18 protein-coding genes are annotated in these 17,956 nt (G+C 69.3%); 9 read left to right on the top strand and 9 right to left on the bottom strand.

Annotated features, from left to right (window positions below):
• Positions 1-30: 30 nt before the first annotated feature.
• The 3 genes from FGL94_RS13185 to uvrB form a co-directional block, all read right to left on the bottom strand.
• Positions 31-630: a hypothetical protein gene (locus FGL94_RS13185; RefSeq protein ID WP_144926063.1), complete on the bottom strand. Its 600-nt coding sequence runs from the start codon at positions 628-630 to the stop codon at positions 31-33.
• Between the two features lie 69 nt (positions 631-699).
• The gene (locus tag FGL94_RS13180; protein ID WP_144926060.1) at positions 700-1,230 is read right to left on the bottom strand and encodes a hypothetical protein; all 531 of its coding nucleotides are present in this window, start codon (positions 1,228-1,230) and stop codon (positions 700-702) included.
• Between the two features lie 107 nt (positions 1,231-1,337).
• Positions 1,338-3,392, bottom strand: coding sequence for an excinuclease ABC subunit UvrB (uvrB, locus tag FGL94_RS13175; RefSeq protein WP_144926057.1), 2,055 nt, complete (start codon positions 3,390-3,392; stop codon positions 1,338-1,340).
• 121 nt (positions 3,393-3,513) lie between these two features.
• Here uvrB and FGL94_RS13170 point away from each other — a divergent pair, with 121 nt between their 5' ends.
• Entirely contained in the window at positions 3,514-3,924 is a 411-nt protein-coding gene (locus FGL94_RS13170) for a hypothetical protein (protein ID WP_144926054.1), read from the top strand.
• A gap of 356 nt (positions 3,925-4,280) precedes the next feature.
• A complete protein-coding gene (gene hisG, locus FGL94_RS13165; protein WP_144926051.1) occupies positions 4,281-5,171 on the top strand; it encodes an ATP phosphoribosyltransferase in 891 nt (296 codons plus the stop codon).
• A gap of 36 nt (positions 5,172-5,207) precedes the next feature.
• Here the strand turns inward: hisG and FGL94_RS13160 are convergent, their stop codons facing one another.
• Positions 5,208-5,456: a GIY-YIG nuclease family protein gene (locus FGL94_RS13160; protein WP_144926048.1), complete on the bottom strand. Its 249-nt coding sequence runs from the start codon at positions 5,454-5,456 to the stop codon at positions 5,208-5,210.
• Positions 5,457-5,524: 68 nt separating this feature from the next.
• Positions 5,525-6,310 carry a nickel pincer cofactor biosynthesis protein LarB gene (larB, locus tag FGL94_RS13155; RefSeq protein WP_144926045.1) on the bottom strand — a complete coding sequence of 262 codons (786 nt, stop codon included), beginning with the start codon at positions 6,308-6,310 and terminating at the stop codon, positions 5,525-5,527.
• A 187-nt stretch (positions 6,311-6,497) separates the two neighbouring features.
• Here larB and FGL94_RS13150 point away from each other — a divergent pair, with 187 nt between their 5' ends.
• Positions 6,498-6,665, top strand: a complete 168-nt coding sequence (locus tag FGL94_RS13150; protein WP_004047560.1) for a DUF1931 family protein — start codon at positions 6,498-6,500, stop codon at positions 6,663-6,665.
• Positions 6,666-6,744: 79 nt separating this feature from the next.
• Here FGL94_RS13150 and rpiA read toward each other — a convergent pair whose 3' ends face one another.
• From rpiA to FGL94_RS13135, 3 genes are all read right to left on the bottom strand, one after another.
• A complete protein-coding gene (gene rpiA, locus FGL94_RS13145; RefSeq protein ID WP_144926042.1) occupies positions 6,745-7,479 on the bottom strand; it encodes a ribose-5-phosphate isomerase RpiA in 735 nt (244 codons plus the stop codon).
• A gap of 38 nt (positions 7,480-7,517) precedes the next feature.
• A complete protein-coding gene (locus tag FGL94_RS13140) occupies positions 7,518-8,645 on the bottom strand; it encodes an ORC1-type DNA replication protein (protein ID WP_144926039.1) in 1,128 nt (375 codons plus the stop codon).
• A gap of 167 nt (positions 8,646-8,812) precedes the next feature.
• The gene (locus FGL94_RS13135; protein WP_144926036.1) at positions 8,813-9,883 is read right to left on the bottom strand and encodes a THUMP domain-containing protein; all 1,071 of its coding nucleotides are present in this window, start codon (positions 9,881-9,883) and stop codon (positions 8,813-8,815) included.
• An 87-nt stretch (positions 9,884-9,970) separates the two neighbouring features.
• Between FGL94_RS13135 and FGL94_RS13130 the strand changes: the two genes are divergently transcribed.
• Together FGL94_RS13130 and FGL94_RS13125 are read left to right on the top strand one after the other, a co-directional pair.
• Positions 9,971-10,528: a TATA-box-binding protein gene (locus FGL94_RS13130; RefSeq protein WP_144926033.1), complete on the top strand. Its 558-nt coding sequence runs from the start codon at positions 9,971-9,973 to the stop codon at positions 10,526-10,528.
• Positions 10,529-10,601: 73 nt separating this feature from the next.
• Entirely contained in the window at positions 10,602-10,961 is a 360-nt protein-coding gene (locus FGL94_RS13125; protein WP_144926030.1) for a DUF7473 family protein, read from the top strand.
• A gap of 45 nt (positions 10,962-11,006) precedes the next feature.
• On the opposite strand, the gene FGL94_RS13120 is transcribed toward FGL94_RS13125, so the two are convergent.
• Entirely contained in the window at positions 11,007-13,232 is a 2,226-nt protein-coding gene (locus FGL94_RS13120; protein ID WP_144926027.1) for an ATP-dependent DNA helicase, read from the bottom strand.
• Positions 13,233-13,406: 174 nt separating this feature from the next.
• Between FGL94_RS13120 and FGL94_RS13115 the strand changes: the two genes are divergently transcribed.
• The 4 genes from FGL94_RS13115 (at position 13,407) to FGL94_RS13100 (ending at position 17,866) form a co-directional block, all read left to right on the top strand.
• The gene (locus FGL94_RS13115) at positions 13,407-13,877 is read left to right on the top strand and encodes a histidine kinase (RefSeq protein WP_144926024.1); all 471 of its coding nucleotides are present in this window, start codon (positions 13,407-13,409) and stop codon (positions 13,875-13,877) included.
• A 53-nt stretch (positions 13,878-13,930) separates the two neighbouring features.
• A complete protein-coding gene (locus FGL94_RS13110; RefSeq protein ID WP_144926021.1) occupies positions 13,931-14,431 on the top strand; it encodes an ACT domain-containing protein in 501 nt (166 codons plus the stop codon).
• A gap of 194 nt (positions 14,432-14,625) precedes the next feature.
• Positions 14,626-15,657: a DNA repair and recombination protein RadA gene (gene radA / locus FGL94_RS13105; protein ID WP_144926018.1), complete on the top strand. Its 1,032-nt coding sequence runs from the start codon at positions 14,626-14,628 to the stop codon at positions 15,655-15,657.
• A gap of 529 nt (positions 15,658-16,186) precedes the next feature.
• Positions 16,187-17,866: an ammonium transporter gene (locus tag FGL94_RS13100; RefSeq protein WP_144926015.1), complete on the top strand. Its 1,680-nt coding sequence runs from the start codon at positions 16,187-16,189 to the stop codon at positions 17,864-17,866.
• The last annotated feature ends 90 nt before the right edge of the window (positions 17,867-17,956 follow it).

Raw genomic sequence — 17,956 nt, 5'->3', positions numbered from 1 at the left:
TGCTTCCCTCGATAAGGGGACCGACCCGACTTAAGGCCGCCACGTCGCCGGATCGACCGCCCAGAGGACCCCCACGGCGGCGACGCCGGCGACGCCCCCGGTCGTGAGTGCGAGCGGGTCGCCCGACGCGGCCGCGATTGACACGAGTAGCAGCGCCGCACCGACGAGCAGCGTGACCGTGTCCTCCGTGGTCGCGGCGCGGACCACGGGCGCGATCGCGGCCCCGACGACGGCGCCGGCCGCGATCGTGCCCGGCGCCCCGGCGAGCGCGGTCGTCAGCGCTCCCGTCTCGGCGAACGCGGGCAGGACCGCCGCGGGCGCGGCGAGGAGTCCGGACGCGACCGCGAACCCGACGGTCGCCCCGACGGCGGGCGCGAGGAGGGTCGCCCGCGCGGAGAGGTCGGCGCCCGCGAGCGCGGTTCCACCGGCGACGAGGAGTACCGACCCGACCGCGAGGAGGGCCGGCGCAGCGATCAGGGAGAACGGCGTGGTAGCGATGACCGACGCGTCGGCCGACGCGGCCGCCGACTCGGGGACGACCGCTGGCGCGATGTCGGCCGCGAACGCGAACGCGGCGACGGCGACGGCGAGCAGCGCGAAGCCGACGAGGCGACGACGGAGGGATACCATACCCGGTCGAAGACCGCCGAGGCACTAAACGATCGCGGGACGCGGGCGCGGTGGACCGGTTCCGATCGCTCAGATCGTGACGCCGGCGCGCTGGCCGCCGATCGAGACGATCACGCGCTCCGGTGGCCCCCGCTCGTCGGTGAGCCGCAACAGGAGGGTCTTGACGACCGGATCGTCGGTCTCGACCTCGCCGCGGACGCCGGCCTGATCGACGGCGACGCGGAGCGAGTGGTCCCCGGTACGGCTGATCGAGCCAAGCCGCAGTTCGACCTCGGGCGCGGTGAGCCGCTGGGCGGCGACGAGCACCGACTCGCCGCCGTCGTCGGCGAACGAGGTGGCCTCGACGAACGTCATCGTCTCCGGCTGGTCCGGCAGGACCGCCGCCTTCGCCTCCGGTTTCGACCGGAAGGAGGCGGCGTGAGTCAGGAGCTCTTCGGGGAGCGAGCGCACGCTCTGCCCCTCGACGAGCGGGTCGCCGTCGACGTAGCGGCTCCGGACTCCGAGGTCTTGCGGCGTCGACGCCGCCAGGTCGTGGAGGCGATCGGTACAGCCAGCGCTGGCGACGGCGAGGAGGCCAGCGGCCACCGCGCGGCGCTTCACGTGACGCGTTCCGACGGTCGCAGTTAAAAATCCCGGCGTCGCAGGTTTCGGCGCGCGAGAATCGGAGTCGCCGTGGGGATGGCCGCGGCCCCGGTCGTCACGGTCGACTACTCGTCGATCATCGGCGCCGGCACGCCGTCGTCGCCGCCGTCGAGCTCGAACGCGCGGCGGAGCTCGGCGATCCGGTCGCGGATGTCGGCCGCCAGCTCGAACTCCAGGTTGCTCGCGGCCTCGTCCATCCGGTCTTCGAGCGCTTCGATCTGCGCTTTCGCCTCGTCTTCGCTTTCCACGTCGCCGACGCTGACGTTCGAGGTGTCCGTCTTCGACCCCGGGAGGTTCGTCTCCCCGACCGGCTTGTCGATGGTGGTCGCCTCGTAGCCGTGCTCGGCGTTGTACTCCAGCTGGATCTCGCGGCGGCGCTGGGTCTCCTCGATGGCTTCCTCCATCGAGTCGGTCACCCGGTCGGCGTAGAGGACGACCTCGCCGTTGACGTTGCGGGCGGCCCGCCCCATCGTCTGGACGAGCGTCGTCGTGGAGCGGAGGAACCCCTCCTGGTCGGCGTCGAGGATCGCGACGAGCGAGACCTCCGGGATGTCGAGCCCCTCGCGGAGCAGGTTGATGCCGACGAGCACGTCGATGTTGCCCAGGCGAAGGTCGCGGATGATCTCGTGGCGTTCGAGGGTGTCCGTCTCGTCGTGCATGTACGCCACGTCGACCCCGGCCTCCTCGAAGTACTCCGTGAGGTCCTCGGCCATTCGCTTGGTGAGCGTGGTCACGAGGACGCGCTCGTCGCGCTCGATCCGCTCGTCGACCCGCTCTAAGAGGTCCTCGACCTGCCCGATCGCCTCCGTCACCTCCACCTTCGGATCGACGAGGTGGGTCGGGCGGACGATCTGTTCGACGATCCGGTCGGAGGTCTCGCGCTCGTAGTCGCTCGGCGTCGCCGAGACGTAGAGGGTCCGATCGGTCTTCTCCTCGAACTCCTCGAACGTCAGCGGGCGGTTGTCGTAGGCGGTCGGGAGCCGGAACCCGTTCTCGACGAGCGAGTCCTTCCGCGACTTGTCGCCCTCGTACTGGCCCTTTATCTGGGGGATCGTCTGGTGGGACTCGTCGACGACGGTGAGGAAGTCGTCGGGGAAGTAGTCCAGCAGGGTGTAGGGCGCGTCGCCGGACTCGCGGTCGTCCATGTGGACCGAGTAGTTCTCTATCCCCGAGCAGTAGCCCGCCTCCCGGAGCATCTCCAGGTCGAAGGTGGTGCGCTCCTCGATGCGCTGGGCCGCCACGAGGTCGCCCTGTCGCTCGAAGTAGCTCACCCGCTTCTCCAGCAGGTCCTCTATCTCCGCGATCGCCTGTTCCAGCTGGTCGTCCGGGATCGAGTAGTGCTCGGCCGGGTGGAGCATGGCGGCGGGCTCCTCCGAGACGACCTCGCCTTTCATCGGGTCGACCTTGAGCATCCGGTCGATCTCTTCGCCCCACAGCTCCACTCGGACCGCGTACCGCCCGTACATCGGGTAGATCTCGACGGTGTCGCCCCGCACGCGGAAGGTGCCCTGCGTGAAGTCCACGTCGTTGCGCTCGTAGTTCAGGTCGACGAGGTCGGCGAGTAACTGCTCACGGCCGACCTCCTCACCGACCTCCAAGCGGAGCGCCATGTCGCGGTAGTTCCCCGGGTCGCCGAGCCCGTAGATGGCCGAGACGCTCGCGACCACGATCACGTCGTCGCGGGTGAGCAGCGAGCGCGTCGCGGAGTGGCGCAGTCGGTCGATCTCCTCGTTGATCGACATCTCCTTGTCGATGAACGTGTCCGTCTGCTCGACGTACGCCTCCGGCTGGTAGTAGTCGTAGTAGGAGACGAAGTACTCGACCGCGTTGTCCGGGAACAGCTCGCGGAACTCCTCGTAGAGCTGGGCCGCGAGCGTCTTGTTGTGGGCCAAGACGAGCGTCGGCTGATCGAGTTCCTCGGCGACCCACGAGACGGTGTTCGTCTTCCCGGACCCCGTCACGCCGAGGAGGGTCTGCTTGTCGGCGCCCGACTCGAACCCCTCGACCAGCTTCTCGATCGCCTCCGGCTGGTCGCCCGCGGGCTCGAACGGGGCGTCGACGCGGAGCGGGCGGTCGACGGTCGGACGGTCCTCGGAGAGGGGGGAGTCGGCGTCGCTCACGATACGCGTCGTTGGACGGCGAGACACTTGAGCGGCGCGGCTAGGGGGTCGGCGACGGAGATCGATCGCGCGTGGACGTTCAAAGGGAAGACCGATTAGCGGTCGGCGCGAACACCGACTCGTGTCCCTCCTCACGCCCGTCGCCGCGTTCGGCGCGGCCCTCGTGCTGTTCGTCTGGGTCGCGATCGGCGCGTGGGTCAACTTCGACGCGCACGCCCGCGGAAGCGACCATCCGGGACTCTGGGGCGTACTCGCCCCGGTCTCGGGGATCGTACTGGCCTACTACCTGCTGTGGTGGCGCCGCGGGCGCTCCCGCCGGTACCCGCCGTCCCGGTGGGAACGAGCCGCCGCTGTCGTCGTCGTCGCCGGTCTCGGCGGGCTGGCCGTCGGGAGCCTCGTCTCGCCGCCCGATCCGATCTCGCAGTTGACCGTCTGGCCGGTCGCGTTCGCCGGCTGTCTCCCCGTCGCGTACTGGGTGGTCGGAAGAAGGTTCGACACAACCGGCGGCTCGTTTATAAATAATCGACTGTAGATCGGCGGCGAACACCGCCAAAGCCCCGGCCGTGAGGCGGGCGCACGCTCGCTGCGGTCCTCGGTTGGTCGCTCGTTTCACTCGCTCCCGCCCTGCGGTCCTTGCGTCGCCTGCGCCCGCCTCACGGCTGCCCCTTTGAGTCCCTCCCCGCCCCGCACGGCACCGCACCTCACTCCTCCCCAGCCTCGTCGGCCTCCCTCTGGTCGGCCGACTCCCTCGCACGCGCTGTTCGCGCCCTTCGGGCGCTCACAGGCGCGCGCCACCGCACTGACGGTGTTTATAAGCGATCTCGCGTCGACCCTCAGAACTGCTCCCCGGACGAAAACGTTTCCCCGTCGCCCCGCGACGCTCTCGGTATGCGCATCGCCGTCCCCAACAAGGGCCGCCTGCACGATCCGACGCTCTCGCTCTTAGAGCGCGCGGGGCTCCACGTCGAGGAGACCGCCGACCGCCAGCTGTACGCCGACACCGTCGACCCCGACGTGACGGTGTTGTACGCGCGCGCGGCCGACATCCCCGAGTACGTCCGCGACGGCGCGGCCGACGTGGGGATCACGGGCCTCGATCAGGCCGCGGAGTCCGGCGGCGTCGCCGACTCCGCGAGCGCGGCGGGGGAGGACGACCTCGTCGACTTACTCGATCTGGGGTACGGCTCCTGTAAGCTCGTCCTCGCGGCGCCGGAGGACGGCGACATCGGGAGCGTCGGGGACCTCGCCGGCGGGACGATCGCCACCGAGTTCCCGGCGGTCACCCGCGACTACCTCGACCGCGTGGGGGTCGACGCCGACGTGGTCACCGTGACGGGCGCGACCGAACTGACCCCCCACGTCGACATGGCCGACGCCATCGTCGACATCACCTCCACGGGGACGACGCTGAAGGTGAACCGGCTCGCCGTGATCGACGACGTGCTCGACTCCTCGGTGCGGCTGTTCGCTCGCCCCGATGTCGTCGACGACGCGAAGGTCGAGCAGGTGCTGACCGCCTTCGAGTCCGTGCTCGCGGCCGACGGCCGCCGGTACCTGATGATGAACGCCCCCAAAGAGCGGCTCGACGAGGTGAAGGACGTGATCCCCGGACTCGGCGGGCCGACGGTGATGGACGTCGAGGCCGACGAGGACGGCAACGGCATGGTCGCGGTCCACGCCGTCGTCGAGGAGCGCGACGTGTTTGCGACGATCTCGGAGCTGAAGTCGGTTGGCGCGACCGGCATCCTCGTCACGGAGATCGAGCGGCTCGTCGAGTGAGGCCGAGCGGAGACGCGTCGTCTCCGCGTCTGCCCGCTACCGGTCGCCGATCAGCCGCTCCTTCTCCGCGCGCGACAGGGACTTGATGGCGTGTTCGCGCGACATCGCGGCCGACTTCGAGTCGAACGACTCGACGTGGCGCAGCGTCACGGGAGTCCGGCCGCGGGTGTACTTGGCGCCCTCGCCGGCGTCGTGCTCGGCGACGCGCCGCTCCACGTCGGTGGTGTAGCCGGTGTAGAGCGTGCCGTCGGCGCACTCGATGACGTACACGTGATGATCTGACACGAGAGCGGGTTGTCTCCCGGCCTCAAAACCACCGCGATCCCCGCATTGACGGTGGACCACGCCCCGAACTACGAGTCGGACGCCGAGTCGATCGCACGGGCGATCAGGCCCGCCTGCGCGCCGGCGACGAAGCCGGCGTCGACGTTCACCGTCGTGAGCACCGAACAGGACTGGAGCGCGCCCTCCAGCGCCGCGATCCCCTCGCCGCCGACGCCGTAGCCGGTCGAGACCGGGAGCGCGATCACCGGCGCGGCGACGAGCCCCGCGACGACCGTCGGAAGCGCCCCCTCGCGGCCGGCGGCGACCACGACCACGTCCGCCTCGCGGATCCGGTCGCGCTGGTCCAAAATCCGGTCGAGGTTCGCGACCCCCACGTCGTCGATCCGGTCGATCGTCGCGCCGACCTCGCGGGCGACCAGCGCCGCCTCCCCGGCGACCGCCGCGTCCGCGGTGCCGGCCGCGACGACCGCGACGGTCGCGTCGAGGGCCGGCCGTTCGAAGCCGGCGCCGTGGACGACGACGGTGTCGGTCCGTTCGTCGTGGTCGACGGTCGCATCGAGGGGGTCCGGCGTGTCGAGGTCGAGATCCGCTACCGCTGTCCGGATCGCGGCGGCGTCGTCCGCGTCCGCCCGCGTGACGAGCGCGCGGCCCGTCGTCTCCACCGCGGTCGTCGTCAGCGCCGCGACCTCCGCGGGCGTCTTCCCCTCCGCGAGGATCGCCTCGGGGATCCCGCGCCGTCCCTCGCGGGCGGCGTCGAACCGCCCCGCCGCCGTCGTCGCGTAGCCCGCGAGCCGTGATTCCGCCTCCGCGACGCCGATCTCCCCGGCGTCGAGCGCCTCAAGCGTGTCGCGCATGATCGCTCGTCGGGACCGAACGGAGTCGTACCTATCGATCCGAGCCGATCTCGGCCGACGATCGCCTCTCGCTCTCACAAAGTTTATAAGTAAGCGTTCCGGTACACCGCCGCGAACAGCCCGCACGGCCTCCCTCGCGGTCGAATTCAGGAACTCTTATTAACTGTCGACGGATAGCGTCGAGCGCATGGCAGACCTTATTGTCAAAGCGGCCGTCAAGGAAGCCCTGGACGACAAGAACGTCGCTTCGGACTTCTACGACGCGCTGGACGACGAAGTGGACGAGCTGCTCGAAGACGCCGCGCGCCGCGCCGAGGCCAACGACCGGAAGACGGTCCAGCCTCGCGACCTCTAGACGGACGCGCTTTCCGTTCTTCATTTTTTGCGTGACCGCCGATCGGTGAGCGACGCGTCGGTCGACTCGCTGACTTTCCTCACCGCCTCGCGACCCGCACGCCCGCCTCCGCCCCGACGTGGACCTCGTCTGTGAGCCCCACGAACAGCCCGTGTTCGACGACCCCGGGCGTCGTCGCCAGCGTCGTCGCCAGCGCGTCCGGGTCGTCGATCTCGCCGAACGCGCAGTCGAGCACGAGATTTCCATTGTCCGTGACGACCGGCCCGTCCTTCCGCTCCGCGCGCCGCAGGACCGGCTCGCCGCCGGCCGCTCGCACCGCCTCGGCGACCGCGGTTCGGCCGGCCGGGAGCACCTCCACCGGGACGGACCGATCGAGGACCGGCGCCTCCTTCGAGGGGTCGGCCACGACGAGGAACCGGTCGGCGGCGGCGTCGACCAGCTTCTCGCGGGCGTGGGCGGCGCCGCCGCCCTTTATAAGTGGGCCGACGCCGGTCGCCGTTTCGTCGCCCTCCCCGCCGACCGCGACCTGATCGGCCCCGTCGATCGCGACGTCGATGCCGGGCGCGTCGGTCCCCACCGCCTCGTCGAGGTCGAGCAGTGGGACCCCGCAGTCGGCCGCGAGCTCCCGGCTCGCGAAGGAGGTCGCCACGCCCCGGACGTCGAGGCCGGAATCGACTCGCTCGCCGAGACGCCGGATCGCGTGGGCCGCCGTCGACCCGGTGCCGAGGCCGACCACGTCGCCGTCGTCGACCGCCTCGGCCGCCGACTCGCCGGCGCGTCGCTTCGCCGCGTCGCTGCCGCCGCTCGTCTTCATACCTCCGACTGTGCGGGAGCGGTTGAAAAGGCGTCGGGCTACTCCAGCCTGTCCAGCACCGCCTCGGCCTCGTAGGCCAGCGAGAGCTCCCGAGAGCGCCCGCGCCCCTCCACCTCGGCGTACTCCGCGTCGATCACGCCGAGCTGGTCGAGCTTGTTGATGATCTCCGAGTAGCGGGTGTAGCCGAGGTCCGTCTCGTCGTGGAACGCCTCGTACACGGTCCCCGCGCGCTCGCCGTCGTTCTCGGCGAGCACGCGGACCAGCGCGCGCTCGGAGTCCGAGAGCCCGCGGAGCGAGCGCGAGAGGTGGACGTGTTTGGACTTGTCGTAGGCCGACTCCACGTCCTCCTCGGCGATCGTCTTCGAGGCGCGCATCTCCGCGTTGAGCCCGGCCCGGCGGAGGAGGTCGATCCCGACCCGGAGGTCGCCGCTCTCGGCGGTGAGGTCGGCGACGCGCTCCAACTCGGCGTCGCCGATGACGCCGTCGTGGAACCCGCGCTTCGCGCGCTCCAACAGGATGTCGTAGATCTCGGCGGCGTCGTAGACGGGGAAGTACACCTCCTCGGGGCGAAACACCGACTGGACCCGGGTGTCGAGGTCGTCGATCACGTCGAGGCCCAGATCGGAGGAGACGACGATGACGCCGATCTTCGCGCCCGAGTGCGCCTCGTGGGCGCGCAGCAGCGAGTAGAGGGTGTCGGACGCCTCGTTCTCGTAGAAGAGGTAGTTCACGTCGTCTAAGGCGACCACGAGCACGTCGTCCTCCTCGACGAGTTGGTCGGTGATCTGCCCGAACAGCTTCTTGAACGAGATTCCGGAGGAGGGCGGCTCGTAGTCGAATATACCCTCGAACAGCCGCGAGAACACGGCGTACCGCGTCGAGTCCACCTGACAGTTCACCCGGACCGTTCGCACGTCGGTCCGGGCGCCGAGCTCGCCGAACAGCTTCTGGACCGCGGTGGTCTTCCCGGTGCCGGGCGGGCCGCGCACCATCGTGTTGAGCGGGCGGGAACCGCGGACGGCGGGGCGGAGCGCGTACTTCAGGCTCTCGAGTTGGCTCTCGCGGTGGCGGAACGTCTCGGGGACGTGGTCGATCTCGAACACCGACTCGTCGCGGAACACCGACTCGTCCCACGAGAGCATGTCGCCGCCGGCGTCCCCGGTCATGTGAATATCACGACAGGCCGCCCACTTAACCGTTGCCCGCGGGGACGGTGAAACTGAAACTTGTCGCCTGCGACGCTCACCCGCCGTGTATCGCCGACCGTTCGTTCACTCTCGGGACGGTGAAGCCGAGTCGCTCTCGCGCCGCTCTCGCGTCCGTCATCCGCCCGTCACTCCCGATCGAGGACGAGTACGTGCCGCGTGAGGGACCGGTGGACCCGGCGCTCGAAGGCGGCGTCGACCGCCCAGCCGGCCCCGCGCGCCTCCCCCCGCCAGTCGCGGTCGGCGACCACCACGGCTCGGGGAGCGACCCGGGCCGCCTCCGCGAGCGCGCCCCCGACGAGGTCCGCGAGCTCGTGGCGAGCGATCTTCGACTGGCGGCCGTACGGGGCGTCGAACGCGACCCCGTCGACCGCGTCGTCGCGCAGGGGGAGGGCCGTGGCGTCGCCGCGGGCGACGTGCCAGTCGGGGGCGTCGGAGGCCGATCCCACGTACTCCCGGAGGTTCTCGCGGGTCCCGCGGACCATCTTCGCTTGGGCGTCGCACGCGAGCACGTCGCTTCCGACGATCCCGGCTTCGAGGGGGAGCCCGCCGGTGCCGCACATCGGGTCGAGGAGCGTCCGCCCGGGCGCGGCGCCGGCGAGGTTCGCGTACGCGCGGGCGTCGGCCGGCGCCATGCTCCCCGGCTGGAAGAAGGGCCGGTCGGTCGGCTTCGGCGCGAAGTCGCGGGCGGCCTCGACGGCGACCCACCCGAGCGCGCAGACCGCGGCGTCGCCGCCGTCCGCGCCCGGGACCGCCTCGTGGTCGTCGCGCTCGCCGGCCGCGAACAGGGCGCGCAGGACGTGGTCGGGACCGTCGAGGTCGACCTCGAACCCGCGGTCGACGAGGACGCCGCCCAGCTCGCGTTCGGCCGCGCTCGTCGAGACCTCGGTCGTGTTCCGGACGTTGCGGGCGCGGACCGCGACGGATCCCGTCCGGTCGAGCGGCGCCGCGTCGAGCGCGGCCGCGGCGGCGTCGAGGTCGGCGTCGGTCCGAGCGATCGCCTCGTGGGCGGCGCGGGTGTAGGCGAGCCGGCGGACCGGAGGGTCCGCGCCGCTCTCGCTCCTACTGCCGCCGGTCCCGTCACCGACGCTCCCGGCGCGCGCCACCCCCGGCGCGAGCAGCTCCACGCCCGTCGCCGCGACGGCGGCCTCGCGGGCGGCGAACGCGTCCTCCTCGCCGGCGAGTTCGAGCCAGTACACGCCGCGGAGTCGGGCCGCCGGTCGCAAGAGGATAGCGGTTCCGACCAGCCACCTTTTTACGTGCTTCAAGTGTGTATCGAGGTAGAAATGGCCGATCCGAAGGAGACGATCACGATAGAGAACGTCGTTGCCTCCACGGGGATCGGGCAGGAGCTCGATCTCCAGAGCGTCGCGATGGACCTCGAGGGCGCCGACTACGACCCGGAGCAGTTCCCCGGGCTCGTCTACCGCACCACGGACCCGAAGTCGGCCGCGCTGATCTTCCGGTCCGGGAAGATCGTCTGTACGGGCGCCAACTCCATCGACGCCGTCCACGAGAGCCTCGACCTGGTGTTCGACGAGCTCCGAAAGTTACAGATCCCGATCGAGGACCCCGAGGTCACGGTCCAGAACATCGTCACCTCCGCCGACCTCGGCGAGAGCCTCAACCTCAACGCGATCGCGATCGGGCTCGGGCTCGAACACATCGAGTACGAGCCGGAGCAGTTCCCCGGGCTCGTCTACCGGATCGACCAGCCCGACGTGGTGGCGCTGCTGTTCGGCAGCGGAAAGCTCGTCATTACCGGCGGAACGAGTCCCGACGACGCCGCGGCCGCCGTCGACGTGATCGTCGAGGAACTCGACGGGCTCGGGCTGTTGGCGTAAGCGGTCGACGCGCCGCCTACCTCTCTCGTGCCGATTCCGCGACCACTTTTACCCGCCGCCTCGTAGGTCTCCCATGCTCCTTCAGACGGTGACGCCGGCGTCGGTGCTGGGGACGACCGTCCTGTTCGCGCTGTTCCTCTCCGTGACCGCCCACCTCGCCGCCCGGAACGTCCTCGGCGACGTGGACCCGCGCCGCGCCCTCTACGTCGGCCCGCTCCCCGCGGTGATCGGCGTCGTCGGCGGCGCCTTCGCCCTCCCCGAGGCGCTGATCGTCGCGGCCGCGCTCCTCGTCGACGCCGGCATGTTCGCGTGGAGCTACGACCAGCCGCGACGGCTCGTGGTCGGAATGACCGTGATCCACGCGGTGATCACGACCCTGCTCGGGATCGTGCTGCTCGGGATCGCGGTGTTGCTCGCAGCGCGACCGGGGTGAGACGAAAACTCGCGGCTCCGGCGACGCTCACCGCTCGCCGCCGTTTCACGGCTCCGGCGGCGCCCCACCGTACGCGTCGTGGTCGCCGTAGAAGTTCAGCATCGCGAACTTCAGCTTCTCCGGGTCGAGATCGAGCAGCTCCTCGCGCTCCTCCGGCGGGAACGCGCCGCGGACCGAGTACTTCCCCATGTCCGCCGACGTGTACCGGCGGTCAGCGAGGATCCGAACGCCGAAGTCGTCGGGACCGCGGACGACCCGACCGAGCGCCTGTCGCGTCTTGCGGATCGTCGGGATCTCGACCGCGTACGCCCAGCCGGGATCGCGGGCGCGATCGCGGTCGGCGAACGCCCGGTTGTAGGCGTCTTGGACCGCCTCCATCCGGTCCGAGAGGTGCGGGTACGGCACGCCGACGACCACCACCGTCCGGGCGTCGTCGCCGTCGAAACTCACGCCCTCGGCGAGCGTTCCCCACAGCGAGGTGAAGAGGGTCGCGTCGTCGCTCTCGACGAACCGCCGGCGGAGGTCCTCCTCGTTCTCTCCGGGGCCGTCGAGGTAGCGGGAGCCGAGGCCGGCGCCCGCGAGCCCGCCCCCGACGTCGGTGTCGCTTCCGCCGGTGCCGCCCGCTGTCCCGCCGAGCCGCTCGTAGTAGCGCTCCGCCTCGGCGTACGAGGGGAAGAAGGCCAGCGTGTTCCCCGGGGTGAAGCGGATCGCGTCGCGCAGCAGCGACGCCACCGTCTCCTGCGTCTCCGGGTCGTTGCGCTCGGAGGCGAACAGCGGCGGCGTGTCGACCGCGAACGTCCGGCGGTTCGCCTCGGGATACCCCATCTCGTACGCCAGCGACGCCACGTCCTCTAAGCCGAGCACGTCTTCGGTGACGTCGAAGGGGCGGAGCGTCGCGCTCATCAGCACCGAGGCGGCGACCTCGTCGAACAGCTCCTCGGTGACGCGGCGGGGGATGCAGGTGTACAGCTCCGCGCGGCCGTACACCTCGTCGGTGGCGCCGTCGCGGCGCACGGAGACGACCGGGTACTGGCCCAGTTCGGTCCCCTCCTCCATCCACGTCGCGACGAACCGGGCGACCTGCAGGGTCTGACACTCCGTGCGGGTCGTGGTCTCGCCGTCGCGGTAGCGGCGCTCGTACTCCTCGTCGAGCGCCTGCCCGAGCTGGACCGCGAGCTCCGTCTCCGTGTCGATCCCCTTCCCCTCGTAGTTGCGGAGGAACGCGAGCGTGAGGTCGTCGCGGCGGCCGTCGTTGGCGATCGACAGGTCCTCCCAGCTCTCGCCGACCGACCCGCGCTGGCCGACGCCGAGCGCGTCGTCGCGGGTCTCCACGAGGGCGTCGCGGAACGCGCGAACGACGTTCTCGGCCGCCTCGGCGCGGGAGTCGTCGTTGTCCGCCAGCTCGTCGAGGGCGGCGTCGAGCGTGTTCTCGGTGAGCGTGCGGGTGGCGTGGTCGCGGGCGGCGTCCTCGACGTTGTGAGCCTCGTCGAAGACGGTGATTATCTCGGAGGGGTCGCGGTCGATCCACCGGAAGAACTGCTCGCGGATGTTGGGGTCGAGCAGGTGGTGGTAGTTACACACCACCAGATCGACCCCCTCCATCCCCTCCTTCAACAGCTCGTAGCCGCACAGCTCGCGCTCGTCCGCGTACGCGTACACGTCCTCCGGGGTTCGAACGTCCTCGAACAGCCACCCGAAGAACTCGTCGGTGTCCTCGACGAGGTTGTTCCGGTAGTGGGCACAGACGTTCGCGGTCTCGTACTCGTCGATCTCGTCTTCCAGCTCGTCGAGCTCGTCCATGACCGACTCGCGGGCCTCGGCGGCCCCCGCGTCGCCCTCGCGGCTCTCGGCCAGCAGCTCGCGCTGACGGGCCTCCAGCTCGCGGACCTCGCTCTCGGTCTCCACCATCTCGCGGGTGGTGTCCCGGAGGGTCTGACACTCCTGGTAGTCGACGTCGATGTGACACATCGACGACTTCCCCTTGAACACGACCGCGCGGATGGGCTCCTCGCTGGTGATCGCGCGGGCGTCCTCGACGAACTGTCGCATCTGCTGGTGGACGTTGGTCGTGATGACGACCGTGCGGTCGTGCTCGCGAGCGTGTTCGAGCGCGGGCACGAGCGCGGAGAGGGTCTTCCCCGTTCCGGGCGCGCCCTCGAACAGCACGTCCTGCCCCCGGTCCAGCGCGTTTGCGACCCTGTCCATCGCCTCGCGCTGGTTCGGGTACGGCTCCTCGTACGGGAAGAACCGCAGATGCGGCGACTCTGACACGGGACGAGGTTCGTCGCCATCGGCTAAAAGGGGCCGGGTGCCGGAGCGGAAGTGATCGACCGAGGAAGTACCCCGGTGTCGTCGTTTCAGAGAACATAAACATTTGGAGGATGTGCATCTCACACACACGTTACCGGCGGTTATTACCGGTTCTTAGCCGAGTTATGAGCCGCTATGGCAACCGAAACCGCGACAGCGACGGACGTATCGACGGCATACGGCGACTGGAAGGCCGGCGTGGCCGGCGGGCTCGCCGGCGGTCTCGTCTTCGGCGCGATGATGTCGATGATGACCCCCGGCGTCCTCGAGATGGGGATCCCGGCGATGTACGGCGTCGAGGGCCCCGCCGGCGCCGTCGGCTGGGTGATCCACGTGTCCCACGGCGCGATCATCGGCCTCGGATTCGCCGCGATCGCGGGCCTGGAGCCGGACCTCGGCGAGTCGGTCGGAACGAGCCTCGGCGTCGGTGCGGGCTACGGCCTCCTCGTGTGGGTCGCGCTCGCGGTGATCGTGATGCCGATCTGGCTGGGCGCCGTCGGATTCCCGGGCGCGCCGCCGCTGCCGAACGTCGGCGTCGAGAGCCTCGTCGGCCACGTCGTGTACGGTGCGGTCCTCGGCGGCGTCTACTCGGCGGTCGCGAACTGAGGCTCCGCAGTACCCCGCTTTTAAGCCCTCGGCGACGAGCACCGTAGCAACGCATGTTCGACGAGATCCTCGAGAAGTTCGAGGGGTCACCCAGCCAGCAGGCGGTGATCCGGCTGTTCTTAGAGCGCGGCTTCTCCGTCAACGAGGAGGGGCGGGTCGTCTCCGGCGGGATCGAGATCCCCTACACCGGGATCGCGCGCGAACTCGACGTCGACCGCCGCGTCGTGGATTCGACGACCGACGCGATCCTCGCCGATCCCGAACTGAAGCGCATCTTCACGAACATCTCGTCCGTACCGAGCCTGATGGACCTGGCTCCCGTCCTGGATCTGACGGTGCTCACGATCGAGGTCGCGGCCGCCGACGAGGCCGGGATCGTCGCCGAGGTGACCGGCATTCTCGCCGACCACGACATCTCGATCCGGCAGGTGCTGAGCGAGGACCCGGAGTTCACCGACGACCCGAAGCTGTACGTGATCACCGACGCCGACCTCTCCGGCGACCTCCTCGTCGAGATCCGCGAACTGGCGTACGTCCGCCGCGTCGGGTTCTGAGACGGTTGCGCCGAGGAGTCGCCGCTGACGGATCGGTCGAACCGACCAGTTCCACTGGGTCGGCACGTCGCCGCGTCCGCACGAGGCCATTTATACGGTACCGAGCCAGTCCGGAGCGCGGTCCCCGCTCGCTTTTCACTTTCACTCGGGTGTAAACGAGTCTTTATACGGGATGGCGAACAAGGGACGCGTACATGCCAGAAGACGAACTCGAGGACCTCCCCGGAGTCGGCCCCGCCACCGCAGACAAGCTCGTCGAGAACGGGTTCGAGAGCTACCAGTCGATCGCCGTCGCGAGCCCCGGCGAGATGTCCAACACCGCCGACATCGGCGAGTCGTCCGCCAGCGACATCATCAACGCCGCCCGCGACGCCGCCGACGTCGGCGGCTTCGAGACGGGGGCGGCCGTGCTCGAACGCCGCGAGGAGATCGGCAAGCTCTCGTGGCAGATCGACGAGGTCGACGACCTGCTCGGCGGCGGCATCGAGACGCAGTCGATCACCGAGGTGTACGGCGAGTTCGGGTCCGGCAAGTCGCAGGTGACCCACCAGATGGCGGTCAACGTCCAGCTCTTGCCGGAGAACGGCGGGCTCGACGGCGGCTGCATCTTCGTCGACACCGAGGACACGTTCCGCCCGGAGCGGATCGACGACATGGTCCGCGGGCTCGACGACGAGATCCTCGCCGACGAGATGGAGCGCCGCGAGATCGAGGGCACCCCGAACGACGAGGAGGCGATGGAGGAGCTGATCGAGGCCTTCTTAGACCAGATCCACGTCGCCAAGGCGTTCAACTCCAACCACCAGATCCTGCTGGCCGAGAAGGCCAAGGAGCTCGCCGGTGAGCACGAGGAGGGCGAGTGGCCCATCCGGATCGTCTGCGTCGACTCGCTGACGGCCCACTTCCGCGCGGAGTACGTCGGTCGGGGCGAACTCGCCGAGCGGCAGCAGAAGCTCAACAAACACCTCCACGACCTGATGCGGATCGGCGACCTGTTCAACACCGCCATCCTCGTCACGAACCAGGTCGCTTCCAACCCGGACTCCTACTTCGGCGACCCGACGCAGGCGATCGGCGGAAACATCCTCGGACACGCGTCCACGTTCCGGATCTACCTCCGGAAGTCGAAGGGCGACAAGCGGATCGTCCGACTCGTCGACGCGCCGAACCTCGCAGACGGTGAGGCCGTGATGCGCGTGCAGGGCGAGGGGCTGAAGCCGGAGTAGTCCGCCCGAATTCGTCGGCTGACGACGTCGTTTTTCGATTCGAACGCGATCCGACTCCGAATCCGAATGCGACCGACCGATCCAGAATGCGGATCCGAACCCGAACCGCAGATTCGGTTGACGAACGTAACATTTCTCGCGGAGCCCCCGAGACCTCCGAAATCGGTCTTTTGACCCCGAAAAACCGGTATCGGTCGAAAACCGGTGCGGCAAAAATCGCCAACGGCGGCCGCGCCCGGCGCCGCGAGGCTCGAAACCGGTCGATCCGGGACATTCTATCAGAATATTTATAAAACACCTGTCCGATTCTATCGCAAGGATTGCGAAAAGTTCCCCGAGAATACGTCCTTATACACCATGTATCTGTCTTTATATCTGACGTCCACGGTATTATCAAATAAAATTTTTGTGAAACTCAACTCGAACGTTTATATATTCTTGTTCCCCGCTGTCGAAACGTGATTCAGAACATGAACACGAACGAAGCGCGCGATTCGAAGAACGTATGTTCAGTTGAGGTGGTCGGAGCGTGACGACCGGCGTCCTCGCGAGCATCGATCCGAGCGTCCTCGCGGAGGGCGTGAACCTGATGTGGGTCGCCGTGGTCTGTTTCCTGATCTTCTTCATGCACGCCGGCTTCGCGATGCTCGAAGCGGGGCAGGTACGCGCGAAGAACGTCGCGAACCAGCTCACGAAGAACCTCCTCACGTGGGGCGTCGGCGTCCTGGTGTACTTCCTGATCGGCTTCGGGATCGAAGGCGTCGCCGGCGGCGCCGGCTTCTCCCCGGCGTCGGCCCTCAGCGACGGCGGCTGGGTCAACAGCTGGCTGTTCGGCGCCGTCTTCGCGATGACGGCGGCGACGATCGTCTCCGGCGCGGTCGCCGGCCGCGCGAAGCTCCGCGCGTACGTCGCGTACACGGTCGCCATCTCGGCGGTCATCTACCCGGTCGTCGCGGGCATCACCTGGGGCGGCGGCTTCCTCGGCGGAAGCGGCCTCGGCTTCACCGACTTCGCGGGCGGGATGATCGTCCACGGCGTCGGCGGTATCGCCGGCCTCACCGCGGCGTACGTGCTCGGACCGCGCATGGACCGCTACGCCGAGGACGGCTCTACGAACGTCATCCCCGGTCACTCGATGACGTTCGCGGTGCTCGGCACCCTCGTTCTGGCGTTCGGCTGGTACGGATTCAACGTCGGGACGACCGCGACCGTCTTCTCGGTCACGGAGTCCGGCGAACTCGCGCTCGGCGGCTACGCCGCGGTCGGCCGCGTCTCCCTGACGACGACGCTCGGGATGGGCGCCGGGGCTGTCGGCGCGGCGCTCGGCTCGATGTACCTCACGAAGAAGGTCGACACCCTGTACGTCGCCAACGGCGTGCTGGCGGGGCTCGTCGCCGTCACCGGCACCGCCAACGCGATCACCTGGTGGGGCGCCATCGCGGTCGCGCTGATCTGCGGCCTCCAGCTCCCGCTCGTGTTCGAGTTCGTCTCGGACAAGATGAAGATCGACGACGTGTGCGCGGTCTTCCCGGTTCACGGCTCCGCGGGCGTCATCGGCGTCCTCGCGCTGCCGTTCATCCACGTCGACGGCTTCTCGATGGACCTGCTCGTCTCGCAGGTTATCGGCGTCGCCGTCATCACCGCGTGGACGGTCGTCGCCACCGGCGTGGTGTTCGGCGCGTTCAAAGCGGTCGGTCAGGCCCGCGTCACCCCCGACCACGAGCGCGACGGGCTCGACGTCAGCGAGCACGGCGTCGAGACGTACCCCGAGTTCGGCAAGGCGAACGTCGCGACCGACGGCGGCCCCTCCGTCGTCGACACCACTGACGAGTCCCCGCGCGCCGACGGCGGCGAGGAGGCGGGCTCGGAGATCAAGATGGTCACGGCGGTCGTCCGTCCGGACAAGCTCGGGGCCATCAAGCAGGCGCTCGCGGAGATCAACGCGCCCTCGCTCACCGTGACGAACGTCTCCGGCCGCGGCAGCCAGCCCGCCAAGACGGGCCAGTGGCGCGGCGAGGAGTTCACGGTCGACCTCCACCAGAAGGTGAAGATCGACGTGGTCGTCGCCGACATCCCGGCCGACGAGGTCGCGGACGCGATCGCCGACGCCGCCAAGACCGGCGAGCCCGGCGACGGCAAGGTGTTCATCATGCCCGTCGAGGACGCGCTGCAGGTCCGCACCGGTACGACCGGCCCGGAGGCGGTGTAGAGTCCGGTCGACGACGTCGCCGACGAACCGGCGACGAACTAACAGCGAACCGACGCCGAAGAAACGGCCGACGCGGAGGGCGGCTTTCGA

Source organism: Halorubrum salsamenti (assembly GCF_007671685.1).
In the GTDB taxonomy this organism is placed as follows: domain Archaea; phylum Halobacteriota; class Halobacteria; order Halobacteriales; family Haloferacaceae; genus Halorubrum; species Halorubrum salsamenti.
The sequence above is the reverse complement of the archived record's forward strand: the minus strand, read 5'-3'. Positions and strand labels throughout refer to the sequence as shown.

Bases quoted from the DNA above. Each gene is read 5' to 3' on its own strand.
- FGL94_RS13185 (WP_144926063.1), bottom strand. From the start codon at position 630: ATGGTATCCCTCCGTCGTCGCCTCGTCGGCTTCGCGCTGCTCGCCGTC.
- hisG (WP_144926051.1), top strand. From the start codon at position 4,281: ATGCGCATCGCCGTCCCCAACAAGGGCCGCCTGCACGATCCGACGCTC.
- larB (WP_144926045.1), bottom strand. From the start codon at position 6,310: ATGCGCGACACGCTTGAGGCGCTCGACGCCGGGGAGATCGGCGTCGCG.
- FGL94_RS13150 (WP_004047560.1), top strand. From the start codon at position 6,498: ATGGCAGACCTTATTGTCAAAGCGGCCGTCAAGGAAGCCCTGGACGAC.
- rpiA (WP_144926042.1), bottom strand. From the start codon at position 7,479: ATGAAGACGAGCGGCGGCAGCGACGCGGCGAAGCGACGCGCCGGCGAG.
- FGL94_RS13140 (WP_144926039.1), bottom strand. From the start codon at position 8,645: ATGACCGGGGACGCCGGCGGCGACATGCTCTCGTGGGACGAGTCGGTG.
- FGL94_RS13130 (WP_144926033.1), top strand. From the start codon at position 9,971: ATGGCCGATCCGAAGGAGACGATCACGATAGAGAACGTCGTTGCCTCC.
- FGL94_RS13125 (WP_144926030.1), top strand. From the start codon at position 10,602: ATGCTCCTTCAGACGGTGACGCCGGCGTCGGTGCTGGGGACGACCGTC.
- FGL94_RS13115 (WP_144926024.1), top strand. From the start codon at position 13,407: ATGGCAACCGAAACCGCGACAGCGACGGACGTATCGACGGCATACGGC.
- FGL94_RS13110 (WP_144926021.1), top strand. From the start codon at position 13,931: ATGTTCGACGAGATCCTCGAGAAGTTCGAGGGGTCACCCAGCCAGCAG.
- radA (WP_144926018.1), top strand. From the start codon at position 14,626: ATGCCAGAAGACGAACTCGAGGACCTCCCCGGAGTCGGCCCCGCCACC.